We start from the raw sequence: 17,742 nt of genomic DNA on the forward strand, positions 1-17,742 counted from the left end.
TTTCGTTTTGTAACTAAATGTGTCCATAATTATATACAAAAATATGATTTCCGGTCTTTAATTTCAATACCGGCATTAAAATTAATCTTTTTCGATCCAATTTCCGTCTTCTTTAATTAATTCGATTAGTTCGTCGAGAGCGTATTCTGACTTGATATTTCTTTTGACAATATCTTTTCCCCGGTAAAGTGTGATTTTGCCCGGACCCGAACCGACATAACCGTAATCTGCGTCGGCCATTTCGCCCGGTCCGTTTACGATGCATCCCATTATTGCAATTTTAACCCCTTTCAGATGCTCCGTCCTTTTGCGGATTTTGTTTGTAACTTCGACCAGGTCGAATAAAGTTCTGCCGCACGAAGGGCATGCGATATATTCGGTTTTGGATATTCTGGTGCGCGTGGCTTGTAAAATTCCGAACGACAACCTGTTGATTAATTCGGTTGCCCCGGCGTCGCTTTTCGCCGCCGGCGTAATCCAAACGCCGTCTCCCAATCCGTCTATAAGCAAAGCTCCTAAATCGGTCGACGAATAGAGCGTCAACTTTTCGGAGTCGTCCGTCGAATAAGCGCGCCGGATGACCACGGGGTTTTTAATATCGTTTTCGATTAAATGAAAAAACACCCTCCTCTGCTCTGCCATTCCGTGCAAATTACCTGTTGTAAGAACGAATACAATCCGGGGGTCGTTCTTGATAATTTCCAGCGATTTGTTTTTTATGTCGTTAATGCTGATCTCTACAAAATTCATCACAAACGATTTTGAAATCGACTGAGCGAAGTCTTTCGTCGAGCCGAAATAAGGAAAATATTCGGTCTTTTTTTCCGATTTTATCCATTCGTCGTAATCCAGAATCGGTTTGAGATTTGTCGGCAGATTAAATGCTGGAATTTTTTTGCCAAGATAAATGTAATCCGCGGATTGGTCGGAGTAGTTCCATTTGTCCGTTCCGCCGTCGTATGTATATCCGATCGGCTCGAGTTGACTTTCTTTATTTAAATCGACCAACGCAAAATCGGCAATCACTTTCGGAACGTTGGCGCCGCCGAAATCAGACACTTCAAAAGTTTCACGTCGTTTGTAATTGAACGGATCGATAACGACTTTTTTGATTGAAGGAATCGATTCGTGTCCGCCTCTGTTGGCGTATCTTTCTGCAAGGGTTATTGCGACGGGTATTTCGTTTTCGGGTTCCTCTGTCAGCGAAACGCGAATCGTGTCGCCGAGACCGTCTTCGAGCAGCGCTCCGATTCCCACTGCAGATTTAATTCGTCCGTCTTCGCCGTCGCCTGCTTCGGTTACTCCCAGATGCAGGGGGTAATTGTATCCCTCTTCTTCCATTTTATTGACGAGCAGTCGATAAGCCTGTACCATCACTTGCGGGTTGCTGGCTTTCATCGAGAGGACGATGTCGTGAAAATTTTCGTCGCGGCAGATGCGTACGAATTCCAACGCCGATTCGACCATTCCCAGCGGAGTGTCGCCGTAACGGCTCATTATTCTGTCCGACAGCGAACCGTGATTGGTTCCGATTCGAATCGCCGTGCCGTATTCCTTGCAAATTTTAAGCAGAGGCACAAAGCGTTCGCGTATTCTTTCAATCTCTTCCTCGTATTGCTTGTCGGTATATTCGATTGTCTGGAATTTCTTTTTATCGACGTAATTGCCGGGATTTATTCTCACTTTTTCGACAATGCGAGCCGCCACTTCAGCCGCGTTGGGAGTAAAATGAATATCGGCAATGAGCGGAGTTTTATAGCCTCTCTTGCGCAGTTCGTTTTTGATATTTTCAAGATTGCGCGCTTCGTTTATGCTCGGAGCGGTTATTCGAACGTATTCGCAGCCCGCTTCGATCATTCTAATCGATTGCTCGACCGTAGCGATTGTATCCATTGTATCTGTAGTAGTCATCGACTGAACTCTGATCGGATTGTCGCCGCCGAGCGGAACGCCGCCAATATTAACTTCTCTCGTTTTATATCGTTTATATCTCGTTGCGCTTAGGCAATATTTGAATTTTTCCATATCCATTGATTTTATCGTTTTTTAATTAACCCGGCAAAAGATTCCGCGAATTCAACTGCTGCGTTCGGGTCGCGAGCCGTAATAATTCGCCCGTCTTCTACCACCGGCGCGTCTTTGTATTTAACGCCAAAGGATGCGAGTTCGGGCTTGTCCGACGGATAGCAAACGGCAAACTCGCCTAAAACGCCGGCTTTAGCCAGAATCAACGGCGCGCTGCATATTGCTCCGATCGGTTTTTTCAATCGATCAAATTCCTGAACAATTTTTATCAGTTTTTGATTCCCTTTATAGTTCCGGGCTCCTGAGCCGCCGACGAGTATTAATCCTTCGAAATTTGCCGGATGAATGTTGTATAATTGTATGTCGTTTTTTACTTTTAGTCCCGAAGAGCCGACGCAAATTCCCGTAGCATCCGAAGCAATAAAATAGTTGATCCGCTCTCGTTTGAGCGCGGACGTTACGGCGAGATATTCCTCTTCACTGAAATCGGTTTGAGGGATAAATAATAACAGACTTTTCGGAATCAAAAAATTTCTTTCCATGATGATTATCGCTAAAATAACAATATTAAAATTGACGGGCAATGTTGATTCGGTACGGATTAATGAATTAAGTTTACGGAAGCGATAAGAAACGGTTTGAGGAAATGAGAATACCCGACGAAAAGATAGACGAAATACGAAACGCTGCGGATATAGTAGACGTGATAAGTCGGGAAGTGTCCTTGAAGAAGAGGGGCAAGAATTTCGTCGGGTTATGTCCTTTCCATTCCGAAGACACGCCTTCTTTTACGGTCAGCAGGGAAAAACAGATTTATCACTGTTTCGGCTGCGGAGCCGGCGGCGACCTGTTCCGGTTTATGATGGAATTCAAAAAAATTTCGTTTGTGGAAGCCGTTCAGGAAATAGCCGACTTTGTGGGAATTCCGATCGAACCGGAGAGCGGTTATTCCGAAAAATATAAAGCCCAGGAAGAACTTTACGACATTATGTCGGCCGCTGTCAGATATTTTACCGAAATTCTGCATAAAAGCAAGGAAGCCGAGGAAGCCAGAAATTATCTTATCAAAAGGAACATCAAGCCGTCGACGCAAAAACTATTCAATATCGGTTTTGCGCCTTACGGATGGGACAACTTTTTGACATTTGCAAAACAAAACGGCATTGACCTTCAAAAAGCAAGGTTGCTCGGACTTATCGATACGAAACAAAACGGCGATTATTACGATAAACTGCGCGGCAGAGTAATATTTCCGATTCATTCCACAAACGGGAGAATTATAGCATACGGCGCGCGAATTCTCGACGATTCCGAAAAGACCGCCAAATATATCAACTCGCCCGAGACACCGATCTATTCCAAAAGGGAAGTCCTCTACGGACTCTTTCACTCTAAAGAAGAAATACGCAAACTCGACAGGGCTATTCTTGTGGAAGGTTATATGGATTTGATATCGCTTTTTCAGGAAGGAGTCCAGAACGTAGTTGCGTCGTCGGGAACTTCGTTGACCGAGGAGCAGGTAACGTTGCTGTCGAGATTCACCAGGAATATTTACGTTTTGTTCGACGCCGACGCCGCCGGTCAGAATGCGGCTCTGCGAAGCATCGAAATTCTTTTGAAGCATGATTTCGACATTAAAGTGGTTTCGCTGCCAGAAGGAGAAGACCCCGATTCCTTCATCAAGAAACACGGGCGGGAGAAATTTCAGGAGCAGCTTCAGAAAGCCCAGAATTTCTTTGAATTTACCGCTTCCAAATACGCCTCCGAAGGAAGATTCGACGACCCTTCGACATCGGCGGCTGCTTTGAGGGAAATTATTAAAAGCCTGGCTCTTGTTAAAGACGAATTGAAGCTGAATTTCTATATAAAATCGATAGCCAGGAAATTCAACCTTCGCGAAAAACTGATCGAAAAAGAATTGGACGAATTTCGCAAGAGCTCTTCAGGAAGAAACGAAACTAGAAAAGTCGCCGCGGCAAGTTATGCCAGGCCGCAAGTTGCCGCCGCTCAAAAAGCAAATCCTTACGAGCGTGAATTGGCGCGTCTTTTATTGAGCGGCAAGGAAGAGATTGTGGATTATATACTCGAAAAAGTAGGGTCGGAATCGTTCCGCCATCCCAATCTGAAAAAGATTGCCGAAATAGTGGCAGAATGCCACAAACAGAATAACGTTTCTACGGCTAATATTCTCGACCATATTACCGAAGAGGGTTTGAGAGAATTTTTGCGCCTGTGGCTGATGAAAGACGAACAGATATCGACTATCAGCGATAAATGGGACAATTTTTATATCAGCGGAAAACTCGAAAAAGACACGCTGGAACACGCCGTTCAAACCGTAAGGAATTACTTCATATATAAAATAGAAGAAGAAATAAAAAGCAACAACGAATTGATTCAAACCAACAACGACGAAATGCTTCATCTGGAATTGCTGAAACGCAACAAGGAGTTGTACGAACAAAAGAAAGAACTGTTGAACAATTGAGCGAAACCATGAATTACAATCCTTCCCTTTACGAAATTAACATCCGCGCGTTTTTGAAAAGATTCGGAGAAGATGCCGCGCTCGAAAATATACCTGATGATTACTGGATGGAACTCCGTTCCAAAGGAATCGATTATGTCTGGTTAATGGGCGTCTGGAAAACTTGCGAAGAAAACGTGGACAAATATTGCTTTGAAGATTATCTGATTAAAAGTTACGACAAAGCGCTAAGCGATTGGCGCAGGCGCGACGTAATCGGTTCGCCTTTTGCAATCGATAAATACGAGGTTAATCCAAGGCTCGGAACCGAGGAATCGTTGCTGAAATTGAAAAACTTACTCAACGATATCGGAATTAAATTGATTCTCGATTTTGTGCCGAATCATTTCGGAGCCGATACGAGCCTTCTTCGCGATGCCCCGGACATATTTCTGAAAGTGGATGAGTCGAATTATCTTAAAGATCCTCACACGTTTTTCAAACCTTTTGAAGACCGAGACGAATATTACGCGCATGGCAGAGACCCGTTTTTCCCGGCATGGCAGGATACAATCCAGGTAAATCTGATGAGCCGTAAAGCACGCGGCTATTATATCGATATTCTCGGTAAGATGACGCGGCTCTGCGACGGTATCCGGTGCGATATGGCTATGCTGGCTATGAATAACGTTTTCAAAAATACATGGGCGGGAGTCTATAATAATGCGGAAGATGAGGGACCGGTTGTCGAGTTCTGGGAAGAGATAATAGGAAGCGTGCGTTCCGTACGAAACGACTTTATATTTATTGCGGAAGCATATTGGGACCTCGAATGGAAATTGCAACAGCAGGGCTTCGATTATACTTACGACAAAAAACTGACCGACAGAATTACCGCAGGTTACGTGAGGGATATTCACGACCACCTGATGGCTGAGGAATCGTATCAAAAAAAATCCGTCAGGTTTATCGAAAATCACGACGAAGAGAGGTCTGTTACGCTTCTCGGCAAAGAAAAAGCCCTGGCGGCTGCCGTAATCATAAGCACTATTCAGGGAATGCGTTTTTATTTCGACGGGCAATTCGAAGGCAAAAAAATTAAACTTCCGGTGCAGCTCGGGAGAGAACCCGCAGAGCCCGTTAATAAAGAAATTAAAAATTTTTACGACAAACTTTTGAGCATCGTCTCGTCAGACGTACTCAAAAAAGGCAAATGGACTCTGCTGGAGCCGGCGCCTGCGTGGGATGGGAATTCAACTTATCTGAATATGCTCGCCTGGGAATGGACCCATCAACACAAAAATTGTCTGGTGGTTATTAATTTTTCGGATAAAACATCTTCCTGCCGAATTAAGCTCGATCTCCGGGATTACGACGAGGAAATTCTTCTCAACGATTTGCTGAACGATAAAGTTTACAGACGAAGTTCCGAAGAAATAATTATGCAGGGTTTGTACATCGAACTCAAACCGTATGCCTCCCATATATTTATGTGGGAATAACCGTTGCGTAAATTCATTTGTCGGTTTAAACCATTCGATCTTTAATTGAAATTAGCGCACACTTTATAATTTTGATTATAAAAATAATTTGTTACTTTTGTTATGCTGCTTATCTTGCTCTGCAGGGCGCTGTAATAATCGGTGCGTTAGAAATTTCTAAAAAGGTGGGGAGATGGGAAGCAAACCGAGGGAGAATTTAATTTCAGAAAAAGGTAAATTTGAAACGCTCATATCTCTCTTAAATAATTTACCCGTTCCCGCTCTCCTGTGCAAAAAAAGACCCCGCAAAATAATTGCGGCAAACAAAGCCGCCGCGCGTCTCTATGGCTATTCCTTGAAAAAAATTCTGCAGTTGAAATTCGACGATTTACTGCCGGATAAAAAAACTCCCGCCAAGCACAAAACCAGCAAGGGTAAATTAATCGACGTAAAAATTGCGGAAGAAGAAATTGAAATAAACGGCAGAAAGTTTCTGTTGATACAAGTATGCGACTTTACCGAAGAATCGCATGCGCTCGACAAACTTTTCCTTTCCGAAGAAAAACTGAGAACCACGCTCTACAGCATTGGCGACGGAGTTATTGTTACAGACGACAAGGGGCGGGTAACGATTATGAATCCCGTAGCCGAAAAACTGACCGGATGGAAAGAAAAAGACGCCAAAGCCAAAAAACTCGATTCCGTTTTCAGGATTGTAAACGAATTCAGCCGGAAAAATGCGGACAATCCGGTTAAAAGAGTTTTACGGGAAGGCGCTGTCGTCGGACTGGCAAACCACACTCTTCTTATATCGAAAGACGGGAAAGAATATCCGATACTCGACTGCGCCGCCCCGATTAAAAATAGTCAGGGCAAATTGACGGGAGTAGTTCTCGTTTTCAGAGACCAGTCCAAAGAAAGAGAAGCGCAAAGAAAAATTGAAGAAGCTCGTAAACTGTCCGACGGCATAGTCGAAACAATAAGGGAGCCGCTCGTCATTCTCGACAAAAATTTCAGAATAATAAGGGCGAATAAAGCTTTCTACTCGAAATTCGACACCAAACCGGAAAATGTGGAAGGAAAAATCTTTTTCGATATAGAAAATAAATCCTGGAATATTCCCGAACTGAAAAGACTGCTGAAGAAAATTCTTCCGCAAAACACTTCGTTTAACGATTTCGTTGTCGAACATAACTTCACGCGAATCGGCAAAAAAACAATGCTGCTTAATGCCAGAAGAATTTACAGGGACGGCAATAAAACCGAAATGATACTGCTGGCAATCGAAGATATAACCAACAGAAAAGAATCCGAAGAAAAAATCAAAAAGTACAATCGCCTTTATGAAGTTTTGAGCAACATAAATCAATCGATTGTACGAATTGACGACGAACGTAAATTATTGAAGACCATTACGGAAATTGCCGTTTCGAAGGGAGATTTTAAGTTGGCGTGGTTGGGTAAGCGTGACGGAAACTTACTTAAAGAAGCTTCGAAAGCGGGCAGAGACGAGCTTTTCCCTTACGATAAAATCGACATCGATAAAGCCGATTCTAATTTGTTGAAAGATGTATTGCTCAAAAAAGAAAAAAAGATTCTCAATAGTCCGCGGGAATATAAAAAAGACAAATATTTACGGAAAGCCGCCGAGAACGGAGCAAAAGCGTGCGCGCTGCTGCCGATTACTCCAAATGATGATTCGTGGGGCGCGTTAATTTTGGTTTCTGATCAATTGGAATTTTTCGACGCCGAAGAAATTAAACTCCTCGACGAATTGACGCTCGACATTTCATTCGCGTTAGATTACTACAGGAAAGAAAAAGAAAGATTAGCCGCCGAAAAAATCATTCGAGATAACGAAGCTCTTTACAGAACTCTGCTCGAATCGAGCGAGGATTCGATTTATCTCGTCGATCCCGAAGGCAATTATCTTTATATGAACAATAAATACCTGTCGAGGTTGGGAAAAACGCACGCCGAAGTTATTGGAAAACATTATTCCGAATTTCATACCCCCGAAGGTACGGACGAATTTTTGGACAGGATTAATTATGTAATAGCAAATAGAAAGCCGGTTACTTACGAATACAAAAGCAATCGCGACGGACGCTACTTTATCCGCACTCTGAGTCCCGCTTGCGATAAAATCCACAATACGGTAAACGCCGTTACGATAATATCAAAAGATATTACCGAACGCAGAATAACCGAATTGCAGTTGAAAGAGAGCGAGGAAAAATTCAGAAAACTCGCAGAATCGACAAACACGGCAATCTTTATCTACAGGAACACAAAATTTGTTTATGCCAACAGAGCGACGGAAATTCTTACGGGTTACAACGCGGAAGAATTATACAAAATGAATTTCTGGGATGTGGTTCATACCGACGACAGGGAACTGATTATCGAAAGAGGTATGGCTCGGCTCAGGGGAGAAAAAGTTCCCGCCCAATATGAATTCAGAGTTATCAGAAGAGACGGCGAAATAAGATGGATTAGTTTTACTGCGACTATAATAGAATATCAAGGCGACACGGCGGCTATCGGTACGGCTTTCGATATTACTGACAAAAAAATAGCCGAGGAGGCTCTTAAAGAAAGCGAAGAACGCTTCAGGGCAATTTTCGAAAACTTGACCGTAGGAGTCTACCGCGCAAAAACCGACGGCAGACTGATAATGGTCAATCCTTCGTTTGTTGAAATGCTCGGCTGCGAAAGCGTTGACGATGTGCTGAAAAATCATACAATATGGGACTTCTGCTCGGATACGGAACGCCGCGAGCAATTCTATCGAATATTATTGGAAGAAGGGATCGTTTACCGTTTCGAAGAAGTCTGGAAAAAGAAAGACGGAACGTTAATCAACGTAAAAGAAAGCGCGCGGGCGTAAAAGGACGACAAAGACAACATTTCGTTTTACGAATGCGTTGTTGAAGACATTACCATTCATAAAAAAGCCGAAAAGGAACTGATACTTGCCAAAGAAAAAGCCGAGAAAGCCGACCTTCTGAAAACTAACTTTCTCGCGCAGATTTCGCACGAAATCAGAACCCCGATAAACGTAATAGTTAATTTTAACAATCTCATTAAAGAAGAAATCGAAAATTACGTAAGCGACGAAGTTATGGAGGGCTTTTTCGCCGTCGAACAAGCCAGCAGGAGAATTATCCGAACCATCGATCTGATTTTGAACGTAGCGGAAATTCAGACTAACGCATACGAACCGATTTTCAGAGACATAAACATTAAAGAAGAAATTGTCGATAATATTATTAAGGAATATTCTTTCTACGCTAAGGATAAAAATCTTTCTTTGATCGAAACGGTGAATACGGATAATTGCATAGTCCGGTGCGACGAGTACTCTGTGTCGCAGATTATTGCGAATCTCGTAGACAATGCGATCAAATATACGCCTTCGGGCAAAGTGGAGGTTGTATTGAGCCGGAATGAAAAAGGACGGCTTGTCTTAGAAGTTAAAGATACGGGCGTAGGTATGAGCGAGGATTTTTTACCACAACTTTTCAAACCGTTTACTCAGGAAGAATCGGGATATACCAGACGGTACGAAGGAAGCGGACTCGGTTTGGCGCTCGTGAAATACTATTGCGATTTGAATAATATCGATATAGACGTAGAAAGCGGGAAAAACAAAGGCGCTAAATTTACGCTTACATTTAAATGATAATTTATTGTTTATTTTGGTCGGATAAATTCATAAATTTAAGTCATAATAAACGGAAGGAGAGAAATGAGCGAAGCCAGAAAACCAACTATTCTGATTGTAGAGGACGATTACGAAAATCAGAAATTCCTTCAGCTCTTTCTTAAAAGAAAATTTGAAGTCGAAGTTTGCGACTCAGCGGAAACCTTCTACGAAAAAATGAAAGAAAAAAAGATCGATATTATTTTAATGGATATATCGCTTAGAGGGAAAAAAGACGGTCTGCAGCTTACCAAAGAATTGAGGGAATCCGAGGAATATAAAAATATGCCGATTGTAGGCCTCTCAGCCCATGTTTTTCAAAGAGACAAAGACAATGCCTACAATGCCGGAGTGGATATATTTCTTACAAAACCGATTCAGAACAGCGTTTTGATGGAAACGTTGATTAAAACTCTCGAGAAAAAAACAGGCATTAAAATCGAATAAATTTATGTAAGAACTTTTCGATTTTCCGATGCGTCTAAAGGGCACAATTTAAAGAGGAGTATCATGAAAAAAGTAATCTTCTTGTTGCTAGTCCCATACGTATGCGCGTTCGGACAATCTTACCGAGCCGAAGCGAACATGAAATTTCACAAATGGTTCAGATGGCACAAAGGCTCGCCTATGCTCGAACTCAATTACGGTTTTACTTCGCCCGAATACAAAAAACTTAATGGCGAGTTTGCCGATTTCGGTTCTCTCGATATTAAACTCGGATATACGCGGATTGATACTTTTGAATTGAATGTTACAGAACTGAGCGAAAAATTTTTAATCGGAGGCAAGGCGTCTTCGAAATTGATTAAAGACGAGGGCGTCGATTATAAAGCCGATATCTGGAAATTCGGATTCGGCAAAAGGGAAGGATACGGATACAGATTCGATAAAGCGGGAATCGAGCCGTACGTTCAGGAAGGTTTCCTCTGGTCGGATTTCAAATCGGAGCCTTTAAACGTGGTCTCGTCGGATTTAATATACGAAGATATCGAATTGTTGAAACGCTTCGAAGGAAGAGTAAGATTCGGATCGAACGGCGAAGCGGGACTGAAATTCAGAATAGGGAATCATTTGACTTTCAACGCCGCATACGAATACAACCAGATTTTTCCGCGTTACCTCTTCTGGAAGCACGCGGGCAGCGTTGCAATCGAAGGCGCGGCGGGTAAACTGCTCGACGAATTTATAGAAGAAGCGGCATATTCTTCGCCTTACGCCGCTCCGATAATTCATCTTTTGCTGAAAGGCGGACTTTCGTACGCTTTTTACGAATTGAGAAAAGACAGAATGAACTGGCCTTTCGAAAGCGAATCTCCGATCAGCTACGCTACGGTTAAGTTCAGCGTTTCTTTTTCGTTTTAAAATAAAAAAGCCTTCTGCTTAATTTTAAACAGAAGGCTTTTTACGCAATAGTTATTATTAATATTCATCCCAGCTTTTAATTTCGAGACTGTCGGGATTTTTATTTACAAGCGCTTCGGCCAATCTCATTGCAAGTTGGCGGTTTGTAATAAGAGGAATTTTATAATCGACGGCTGTGCGTCGAATCAGGTAGTCGTTTGTAAGTTCTTCTTCCTGGAAGTTTTTCGGAATGTTGATAACCAGGTCGATCGATTTGGATTTAATTAAATCGAGAGCGTTCGACTTCTTGCCGTTCAAAGGCCAATCGACCGTATCGACCGCTATGCCGTTGGAATGCATGAATTTTGCCGTTCCTGGCGTGGCGTAATATTTTACTCCTGTTTTCTGGAGTTGTCTCAATGGCTCGAGAAGTTCGGATTTCGATTCGATTGTACCCGAAGAAACCAGTATCGATTTAATCGGGAATCGGAAACCGACCGCGGTCAATGCTTTTAGAAACGCCTCGTCGAAATCTTTGCCCAAGCATGCAACTTCGCCTGTCGACGCCATTTCCACTCCCGTCGTCGGGTCGGCGCCTTCGAGACGCGTAAATGAAAACTCCGGCGCTTTAACTCCAACGTAATCGTAATTGAACGAAAAATCGTTCGACTTTTCAACTTTTTTGCCGACTATAACTTTCGCGGCGATATCGATAAAATTTTTCTTGAGAGTTTTCGAAACGAACGGGAACGATCTCGAAGCTCTCAGATTGCATTCGATTACTTTTACTTTATTGTCTTTTGCGAGAAACTGGATATTGAAAGGTCCGTTGATATTAAGCGAACGGGCGATATCCGAAGAGAATTTTTTAATTTGCCGCATCGTTTCGAGGTACGTCCTTTGAGCCGGAAGCACCAGTGTGGCGTCTCCCGAGTGGACGCCCGCATTCTCAACGTGTTCGGAAATTGCCGAGCAGACAATCTCGCCGTTCTGAGCAACCGCGTCGAATTCGAGCTCCTTGGCGTTAACCAGGAATTTCGAAATAACCACCGGATGTTCGGGCGATACGTCGACGGCTTTCTGCAAAAAGTTTGTAAGCTCCACGTCGTCTGTTGCTATTGCCATTGCGGCTCCGCTCAATACGTATGAAGGGCGAACCAGCACCGGGTAACCGACTTTGTTGGCGAATTGAAGAGCTTCGCTAATTGTTTTGAGCGCGCTCCATTCGGGTTGTTCTATTCCGAGTTTGTCCAGCAGGGCTGAGAATTTTCTGCGGTCTTCGGCGTTGTCGATCGATTCGGGAGAAGTGCCGAGAATCCGCACTCCGATTTTATGAAGTTTAAGCGCCAGATTGTTCGGCGTTTGGCCGCCCATCGAAACTATTACTCCGCGCGCTTTGATTTGATCGTAAATTTCCCAGATAGTCTCAGTCGTAAGTTCTTCGAAAAAGAGAGCGTCGGATTGATCGTAATCGGTGCTTACGGTTTCGGGATTGCAGTTTATAATAACCGATTTATAACCCAGTTCTCTCAATGTCTTACTCGTATTAACGCAGCACCAGTCGAATTCGACCGAACTGCCGATTCTGTAAGGACCGGAACCGAGTATGATTATACTGTTCTTAAGCTTGAGAGTCGAATCGTGTTTCGAGCAATTGTACGTAAGATAAAGATAATTTGTCTGAGCCGGATATTCGGCGGCTAACGTATCGATATGCTGAATAAAAGGATGAATGTTGTGCTTAGCGCGTAGTTTATAAATGTCGTGCGCGTCTTTATCGAGTATATTCGCAATTTGCCTGTCGGAAAAACCGTGTTGTTTGGCTTCCAAAAGCGTTTCTTTAGTTAAGCTGTTAGAGCTCTTAATTTTCTTTTCGATCTCGACGATGTTCTGAATCTTGTGAAGGAACCATTTATTGATATGGGTCAAATTATGCACCCAGTCGACGGAATAACCGCTTTTGAGAGCCTGAACGACCGCAAACATTCGTTCTTCGGTCGGATTGCTGAGAGCTTCCTCCAGGTTGTCGAATTCGATTTTGGTTCTGCTTGCCGTCAAACCTTCGACGCCGATGTCGAGCATTCGCATCGCTTTTTGAATGGCTTCTTCGAATTTCCTGCCGATTGCCATTACTTCGCCGACCGACTTCATCGACGAACCCAATTTCCGTTTGACCAATCGGAATTTCTTCAAATCCCACCGGGGAACTTTAACCACAATGTAGTCGAGCGCGGGTTCGAAAAACGCTTTTGTTACTTTTGTGATTGAATTCGGCAGTTCGTGGAGTCCGTATCCGAGCGCCAGTTTGGCGGCTACGAACGCCAGAGGGTAGCCCGTGGCTTTCGACGCAAGCGCCGAACTTCTCGACAGTCGCGCGTTAACTTCGATGACGCGGTAATCGTGCGAATTCGGATCAAGCGCAAACTGAATGTTGCATTCGCCTACGATGCCGAGATGGCGGATTGTCTTGATTGCAATTCCCCTCAACCGGTGATATTCTTCGTTCGTCAATGTTTGGCTGGGAGCGACCACAATGCTTTCACCGGTATGGATTCCCATCGGGTCGATATTTTCCATATTACATACCGTAATGCAATTATCGTAACGGTCGCGCACCACTTCGTATTCGATTTCTTTCCAGCCTTCGAGATATTCTTCCACGAGAATCTGAGAAGTATAAGAGAGGGCTTTCGAAGCTAATTTTTCAACCTCTCTTTTATTGCGACAAATTCCCGAACCGAGCCCGCCGAGCGCATAAGCAATTCGAATTATAACAGGAAAACCGATCTTCTTGGCGTATTCAATCGCTTCTTCGGTTGAGCTGACGGCTTTGCTCTGCGGAAATTTAACGTCGATTTCGGAAAGTTTATTGCAGAAGAGTTGACGGTCTTCCGTATTTTCAATCGCTTCTATCTGAGTGCCGAGAACTTTTACTTTGTACTTGTCGAGAATTCCCTGCTTGTGGAGGTCGAGTCCGCAGTTCAATGCTGTCTGACCGCCGAAACCGAGTATAATTCCGTCGGGCTTTTCACGCGCAATTACGCGTTCCACGTATTGAGCCGTAATCGGAAGCAAATAAACTTTGTCGGCAAGGTAATCCGAAGTTTGAATGGTGGCGATGTTGGGATTAATTAAGATTGTATAGACGCCCTCTTCTTTGAGAGCTTTAATAGCTTGCGAGCCGGAATAATCGAATTCGCCGGCTTCGCCGATCTTAAGCGCTGAACTTCCTATAATTAAAACTTTTTTGTATTTCATCGGCTTTCTTCTTTTAATTAAACATCTTTTAGAAATTCATCGAAAATGAATTCGGTGTCGACCGGACCGGGCGTGGCTTCAGGATGAAACTGAACGCTTCTGAAGGGCAGTTTTTCGTGAATCATTCCTTCGTTCGAATAATCGTTGAGATTTTCGAACCACGGCATCCAGCCTTTGGGCAATGTCTTTGTGTCGACCGCAAAACTATGATTTTGCGAAGTTACATAGCATTTGTTGGAACCGACAACTTTAACAGGCTGGTTTTGACTGCGGTGTCCGTATTTCAATTTATAAGTTTTGGCTCCGGCCGCCAGAGCCAGTATCTGATGACCCATACAAATGCCAAGCGTGGGCACCTGTTTCTGGATTAATTTGCGAGCGGTTTCTACAAGCTTTTTATACACAACCGGATTGCCCGGTCCATTGGACAAAACAACGCCGTCGAAATCCTCGTTCGAAATATCGTAATCGTACGGAACTCTTAATACACGCACATCCCTGTCAAGAAGGTTTGTGATAATGCTTTTTTTGCAGCCGCAATCGACAAGGAGAATTCTCTTTTTACCGCTGCCGTACTCGTATTTCTGCGAAATGGTTACTTTTGAAATTAAATTGTCCGTATCGGGGTCGTAGTAGTCGACGGGTTTATTGTCCGTAATAATTTTGCCGAGAAGCGTGCCTTGCTCGCGTAGAATTTTTGTTAGTCCGCGCGTATCTACGCCGTAGAGACCGGGAATATCGTATGCCTTGAGCCATTCGTCCAGACTTTGATAGCCGTTCCAGTGGGAATATTTTTCGGAGTGTTCCGAAACCACAATTGCTTCTACCTGAATTTTCTGCGATTCGAAAAAGAGAGGCAGGTCGTCCGAATCGTTTAATTGCGGAACTCCGTAATTGCCCACAAGCGGATAAGTAAATACGAGAATCTGACCTTTGTAAGAAGGGTCGGTCATCGTTTCCGGATAGCCCATCATGCCGGTATTAAACACAACTTCGCCCGCTGCATTTCTTCTGCTCCCGAATAGAAATCCTTCGAATACTTTTCCGTTTTTCAGTACAAGTTTGGCTTTTCGTTTGGGCGTAATTTTTCTATCTTTCATAGCGTCGTATATCTCCAAGTTATTTAGGGAGGAAGCCTGCAATTGGATGTATAAATAAATTGTGCAAATTTATGAAAAAAATTTTTTCGTTCAAAATAATTATTGCTTTATGCTTGGAAAAATAAATAAAATATCGATTATCGCATGTTTAACCTTAATTATTACGGCTTGCTCGTCATCGGTGCGATTTACTTCGAAAACCGAAAAATCCCCCGACGACTATAATAGTTTGAGAGTTCAAACCGGAATCGCATCTTTTTACAGCGACGAATTTCACAATAAAATAACATACAGCGGCGAAGTTTACGACATGAATTCGGTTTCCGCGGCGCACCCTTTCTTTCCGATGGGAACCCTTGTGCGCGTAACAAATCTTGCTAACAAAAAGAGCATAGTATTGAAAATAAACGACAGGATGCCGTATCGCCCCGACAGGATAATCGACCTCTCGCTCGGCGCCGCCAGAGAACTCGGCTTTGTGGAAGAAGGACTGGCCGAAGTCAAAGTCGAAGTGCTCGAATGGGGGAAGGGAAAAAAATAATCAATTCTGAAACGTTTTCCGTTTTTGAACATCATACCCGTAGCAAGCAAAATTCAATAGGAGAAAAGATGTATATAGACGATCAATTAAAAGAAGAATTGCAGAAAGTTCTTTCGGTCTTGACAAAGGATGTTAAGATTGTGTTTTTTACTCAGGAACTCGAATGCCAATACTGCCGGGAAACAAAAGGAATATTGACCGAATTAGCCGATATAAACGACAGACTTCATCTTGAAGTCAAAAATTTCGTTAACGACAAAGCCGACGCGGAAAAATACGGAGTGGACAAAATTCCGGCTACGGTACTTTTGGACGAAAATGGCAAAGATTACGGTATCCGTTATTACGGAATACCGAGCGGATATGAATTTGCATCTTTGTTAGAAGACATTAAAATGCTTGGCACGGGCGTTACCGGATTGCCTCAGGAAATCGAAGAGGAAGTCAAAAAAATCGACAAACCGGTTCATATGCAGGTATTCGTAACTCCGACTTGCCCGTATTGTCCTCAGGCGGTAATAACTGCTCACAAATTCGCTTATTTGAACGACAATATCAAAAGCGATATGGTGGAAGCAACGGAATTTCCGCATCTGTCGCAAAAATACAATGTTCGCGGAGTGCCGAGAACCGTAATCAACGAAAGCGCTTTCCTGGAAGGAGCCGCTCCGGAACAAACCGTTCTCGAAAAGGTAAAAGAAGCTCTAAATACGATTATTGTTTAATATGATTAATAAAAAAATAATAAAGAAAATATTTCCCGTCGCTGCCGGCGCGTTACTAGGATATGCGTATTATTATTTTATCGGTTGTAACGGAAGCTGCCCCATATCGGGCAACCCGTATGTGTCGACGCTTTACGGCGCTCTGGTAGGCGCGGTTTGGTTAATTCCCGGTAAAAAAAATGAAGAAGATAAGCAAAAACATTCTGATTGAAGACCTTGTAAATCTTCTGCCCGAATCGGTTACATACTTGATGGAAAAAGGGATACGATGCTTACGATGCGGAGAACCGATTTGGGGCACTTTGGAAGAAGCCGCCGTCGAAAAAGGCTTTGACGATAGTCAAATCGACGTATTCGTGGAGGATTTGAACGAAATGTTATCAAAAAGTGATAAATAAATTGAACGTTATTTATTATCTTTATTTTATTCATCAAAAGAAATGAGGAAGAATATGAAAAAGAAGAATCCCGGCGCAAAAGAAACCAAACAGGGATTAACCAAGAAACAAAGAAGTTATATCTATACAGGATTTTTCGTCGGACTTATACTGCTTTTATTCGTAGTCAATAATACCGGCAGCGAACCCGAAAGAGGGCCTTATCCGCCGAATTACGTTCCTGCGGCTCAGCAGAATTCTGTAATGGCTCCCGATTTTGCGTTGCCGACAACCGACGGAAAAACTTTGAAACTTTCCGACTTGCGCGGGAAAATTGTTATTCTTGATTTCTGGGCTACATGGTGCCCGCCGTGCCGAAAAGGAATTCCCGATTTAATCGATCTTAAAAATAAATACGGCAAAAAAGGACTCGAAATTGTGGGTATTTCCGTCGATACAGATACAAAAAATCAGGTTGTTCCATTTATGAAAGAAAAGGGAATCAACTACCCGGTAGTTTACGGTAATCAAAGCGTTTATATGCAGTACGGCGGAATCAGAGCCATTCCGACTACATTCGTAATCGATCCGCACGGCAAAATTGTAGCCAGTTACGAAGGTCTCGTGCCCAAGCTTGCATACGAAAATCACATCAAAAAGATTTTGGGTCTATAGAAATTAAGTAACGAAACTTAAAAAGGCTGTCCCGAAAGAGACAGCC

The 17,742-nt window shown here is 43.2% G+C and carries 15 protein-coding genes; 11 read left to right on the forward strand and 4 right to left on the reverse strand.

The genetic code is table 11. The annotated features are described in order from the left end of the window. Window positions 1-81: 81 nt before the first annotated feature. Complete coding sequence (gene ispG / locus ACOYVE_RS13625; RefSeq protein ID WP_014855999.1) at window positions 82-2,031, reverse strand: (E)-4-hydroxy-3-methylbut-2-enyl-diphosphate synthase; 1,950 nt, start codon at window positions 2,029-2,031, stop codon at window positions 82-84. Between the two features lie 5 nt (window positions 2,032-2,036). Then, complete coding sequence (locus ACOYVE_RS13630; RefSeq protein WP_014856000.1) at window positions 2,037-2,567, reverse strand: DJ-1/PfpI family protein; 531 nt, start codon at window positions 2,565-2,567, stop codon at window positions 2,037-2,039. Window positions 2,568-2,671: 104 nt separating this feature from the next. Here ACOYVE_RS13630 and dnaG point away from each other — a divergent pair, with 104 nt between their 5' ends. From dnaG to ACOYVE_RS13660, 6 genes are all read left to right on the forward strand, one after another. Next, complete coding sequence (gene dnaG / locus ACOYVE_RS13635) at window positions 2,672-4,513, forward strand: DNA primase (RefSeq protein ID WP_014856001.1); 1,842 nt, start codon at window positions 2,672-2,674, stop codon at window positions 4,511-4,513. Between the two features lie 8 nt (window positions 4,514-4,521). After that, window positions 4,522-5,994, forward strand: coding sequence for an alpha-amylase family glycosyl hydrolase (locus ACOYVE_RS13640; protein WP_157867326.1), 1,473 nt, complete (start codon window positions 4,522-4,524; stop codon window positions 5,992-5,994). Window positions 5,995-6,166: 172 nt separating this feature from the next. Beyond that, complete coding sequence (locus tag ACOYVE_RS13645) at window positions 6,167-8,863, forward strand: PAS domain S-box protein (RefSeq protein ID WP_422882416.1); 2,697 nt, start codon at window positions 6,167-6,169, stop codon at window positions 8,861-8,863. 117 nt (window positions 8,864-8,980) lie between these two features. Then, complete coding sequence (locus ACOYVE_RS13650) at window positions 8,981-9,658, forward strand: sensor histidine kinase (RefSeq protein WP_226990997.1); 678 nt, start codon at window positions 8,981-8,983, stop codon at window positions 9,656-9,658. Window positions 9,659-9,724: 66 nt separating this feature from the next. After that, window positions 9,725-10,126, forward strand: coding sequence for a response regulator (locus tag ACOYVE_RS13655; RefSeq protein ID WP_014856006.1), 402 nt, complete (start codon window positions 9,725-9,727; stop codon window positions 10,124-10,126). A 63-nt stretch (window positions 10,127-10,189) separates the two neighbouring features. Continuing rightward, a complete protein-coding gene (locus ACOYVE_RS13660) occupies window positions 10,190-11,041 on the forward strand; it encodes an outer membrane beta-barrel protein (RefSeq protein ID WP_014856007.1) in 852 nt (283 codons plus the stop codon). 57 nt (window positions 11,042-11,098) lie between these two features. Here the strand turns inward: ACOYVE_RS13660 and carB are convergent, their stop codons facing one another. Continuing rightward, entirely contained in the window at window positions 11,099-14,278 is a 3,180-nt protein-coding gene (gene carB, locus ACOYVE_RS13665) for a carbamoyl-phosphate synthase (glutamine-hydrolyzing) large subunit (protein ID WP_014856008.1), read from the reverse strand. Between the two features lie 17 nt (window positions 14,279-14,295). Then, window positions 14,296-15,378: a glutamine-hydrolyzing carbamoyl-phosphate synthase small subunit gene (gene carA, locus ACOYVE_RS13670; protein ID WP_014856009.1), complete on the reverse strand. Its 1,083-nt coding sequence runs from the start codon at window positions 15,376-15,378 to the stop codon at window positions 14,296-14,298. Window positions 15,379-15,487: 109 nt separating this feature from the next. Between carA and ACOYVE_RS13675 the strand changes: the two genes are divergently transcribed. From ACOYVE_RS13675 to ACOYVE_RS13695, 5 genes are read left to right on the forward strand one after another with little or no spacing between them, the layout of a single operon-like run. After that, complete coding sequence (locus ACOYVE_RS13675; RefSeq protein ID WP_157867328.1) at window positions 15,488-15,919, forward strand: septal ring lytic transglycosylase RlpA family protein; 432 nt, start codon at window positions 15,488-15,490, stop codon at window positions 15,917-15,919. Next, complete coding sequence (gene pdo / locus ACOYVE_RS13680; protein WP_226990982.1) at window positions 15,898-16,644, forward strand: protein disulfide oxidoreductase; 747 nt, start codon at window positions 15,898-15,900, stop codon at window positions 16,642-16,644. Before ACOYVE_RS13675 ends, pdo begins: the two co-directional genes overlap by 22 nt. A 1-nt stretch (window position 16,645) precedes the next feature. Beyond that, the gene (locus ACOYVE_RS13685; RefSeq protein WP_422882420.1) at window positions 16,646-16,855 is read left to right on the forward strand and encodes a DUF6132 family protein; all 210 of its coding nucleotides are present in this window, start codon (window positions 16,646-16,648) and stop codon (window positions 16,853-16,855) included. Further along, on the forward strand, window positions 16,824-17,042 hold the full coding sequence (locus tag ACOYVE_RS13690; protein ID WP_014856012.1) for a hypothetical protein: 219 nt from the start codon (window positions 16,824-16,826) through the stop codon (window positions 17,040-17,042). Before ACOYVE_RS13685 ends, ACOYVE_RS13690 begins: the two co-directional genes overlap by 32 nt. Window positions 17,043-17,096: 54 nt before the next feature. Continuing rightward, window positions 17,097-17,696 carry a peroxiredoxin family protein gene (locus ACOYVE_RS13695; RefSeq protein ID WP_014856013.1) on the forward strand — a complete coding sequence of 200 codons (600 nt, stop codon included), beginning with the start codon at window positions 17,097-17,099 and terminating at the stop codon, window positions 17,694-17,696. Window positions 17,697-17,742: the final 46 nt, after the last annotated feature.

This window comes from Melioribacter sp. (assembly GCF_049325435.1).
GTDB lineage: Bacteria > Bacteroidota > Ignavibacteria > Ignavibacteriales > Melioribacteraceae > Melioribacter > Melioribacter roseus.

Bases quoted from the DNA above. Each gene is read 5' to 3' on its own strand.
- ACOYVE_RS13695 (WP_014856013.1), top strand. From the start codon at position 17,097: ATGAAAAAGAAGAATCCCGGCGCAAAAGAAACCAAACAGGGATTAACC.
- carB (WP_014856008.1), bottom strand. From the start codon at position 14,278: ATGAAATACAAAAAAGTTTTAATTATAGGAAGTTCAGCGCTTAAGATC.
- ACOYVE_RS13660 (WP_014856007.1), top strand. From the start codon at position 10,190: ATGAAAAAAGTAATCTTCTTGTTGCTAGTCCCATACGTATGCGCGTTC.
- pdo (WP_226990982.1), top strand. From the start codon at position 15,898: ATGGGGGAAGGGAAAAAAATAATCAATTCTGAAACGTTTTCCGTTTTT.
- dnaG (WP_014856001.1), top strand. From the start codon at position 2,672: ATGAGAATACCCGACGAAAAGATAGACGAAATACGAAACGCTGCGGAT.
- ACOYVE_RS13645 (WP_422882416.1), top strand. From the start codon at position 6,167: ATGGGAAGCAAACCGAGGGAGAATTTAATTTCAGAAAAAGGTAAATTT.
- ACOYVE_RS13655 (WP_014856006.1), top strand. From the start codon at position 9,725: ATGAGCGAAGCCAGAAAACCAACTATTCTGATTGTAGAGGACGATTAC.
- ACOYVE_RS13690 (WP_014856012.1), top strand. From the start codon at position 16,824: ATGAAGAAGATAAGCAAAAACATTCTGATTGAAGACCTTGTAAATCTT.
- ACOYVE_RS13675 (WP_157867328.1), top strand. From the start codon at position 15,488: ATGCTTGGAAAAATAAATAAAATATCGATTATCGCATGTTTAACCTTA.
- ACOYVE_RS13640 (WP_157867326.1), top strand. From the start codon at position 4,522: ATGAATTACAATCCTTCCCTTTACGAAATTAACATCCGCGCGTTTTTG.
- ispG (WP_014855999.1), bottom strand. From the start codon at position 2,031: ATGGATATGGAAAAATTCAAATATTGCCTAAGCGCAACGAGATATAAA.
- ACOYVE_RS13630 (WP_014856000.1), bottom strand. From the start codon at position 2,567: ATGGAAAGAAATTTTTTGATTCCGAAAAGTCTGTTATTATTTATCCCT.
- carA (WP_014856009.1), bottom strand. From the start codon at position 15,378: ATGAAAGATAGAAAAATTACGCCCAAACGAAAAGCCAAACTTGTACTG.
- ACOYVE_RS13685 (WP_422882420.1), top strand. From the start codon at position 16,646: ATGATTAATAAAAAAATAATAAAGAAAATATTTCCCGTCGCTGCCGGC.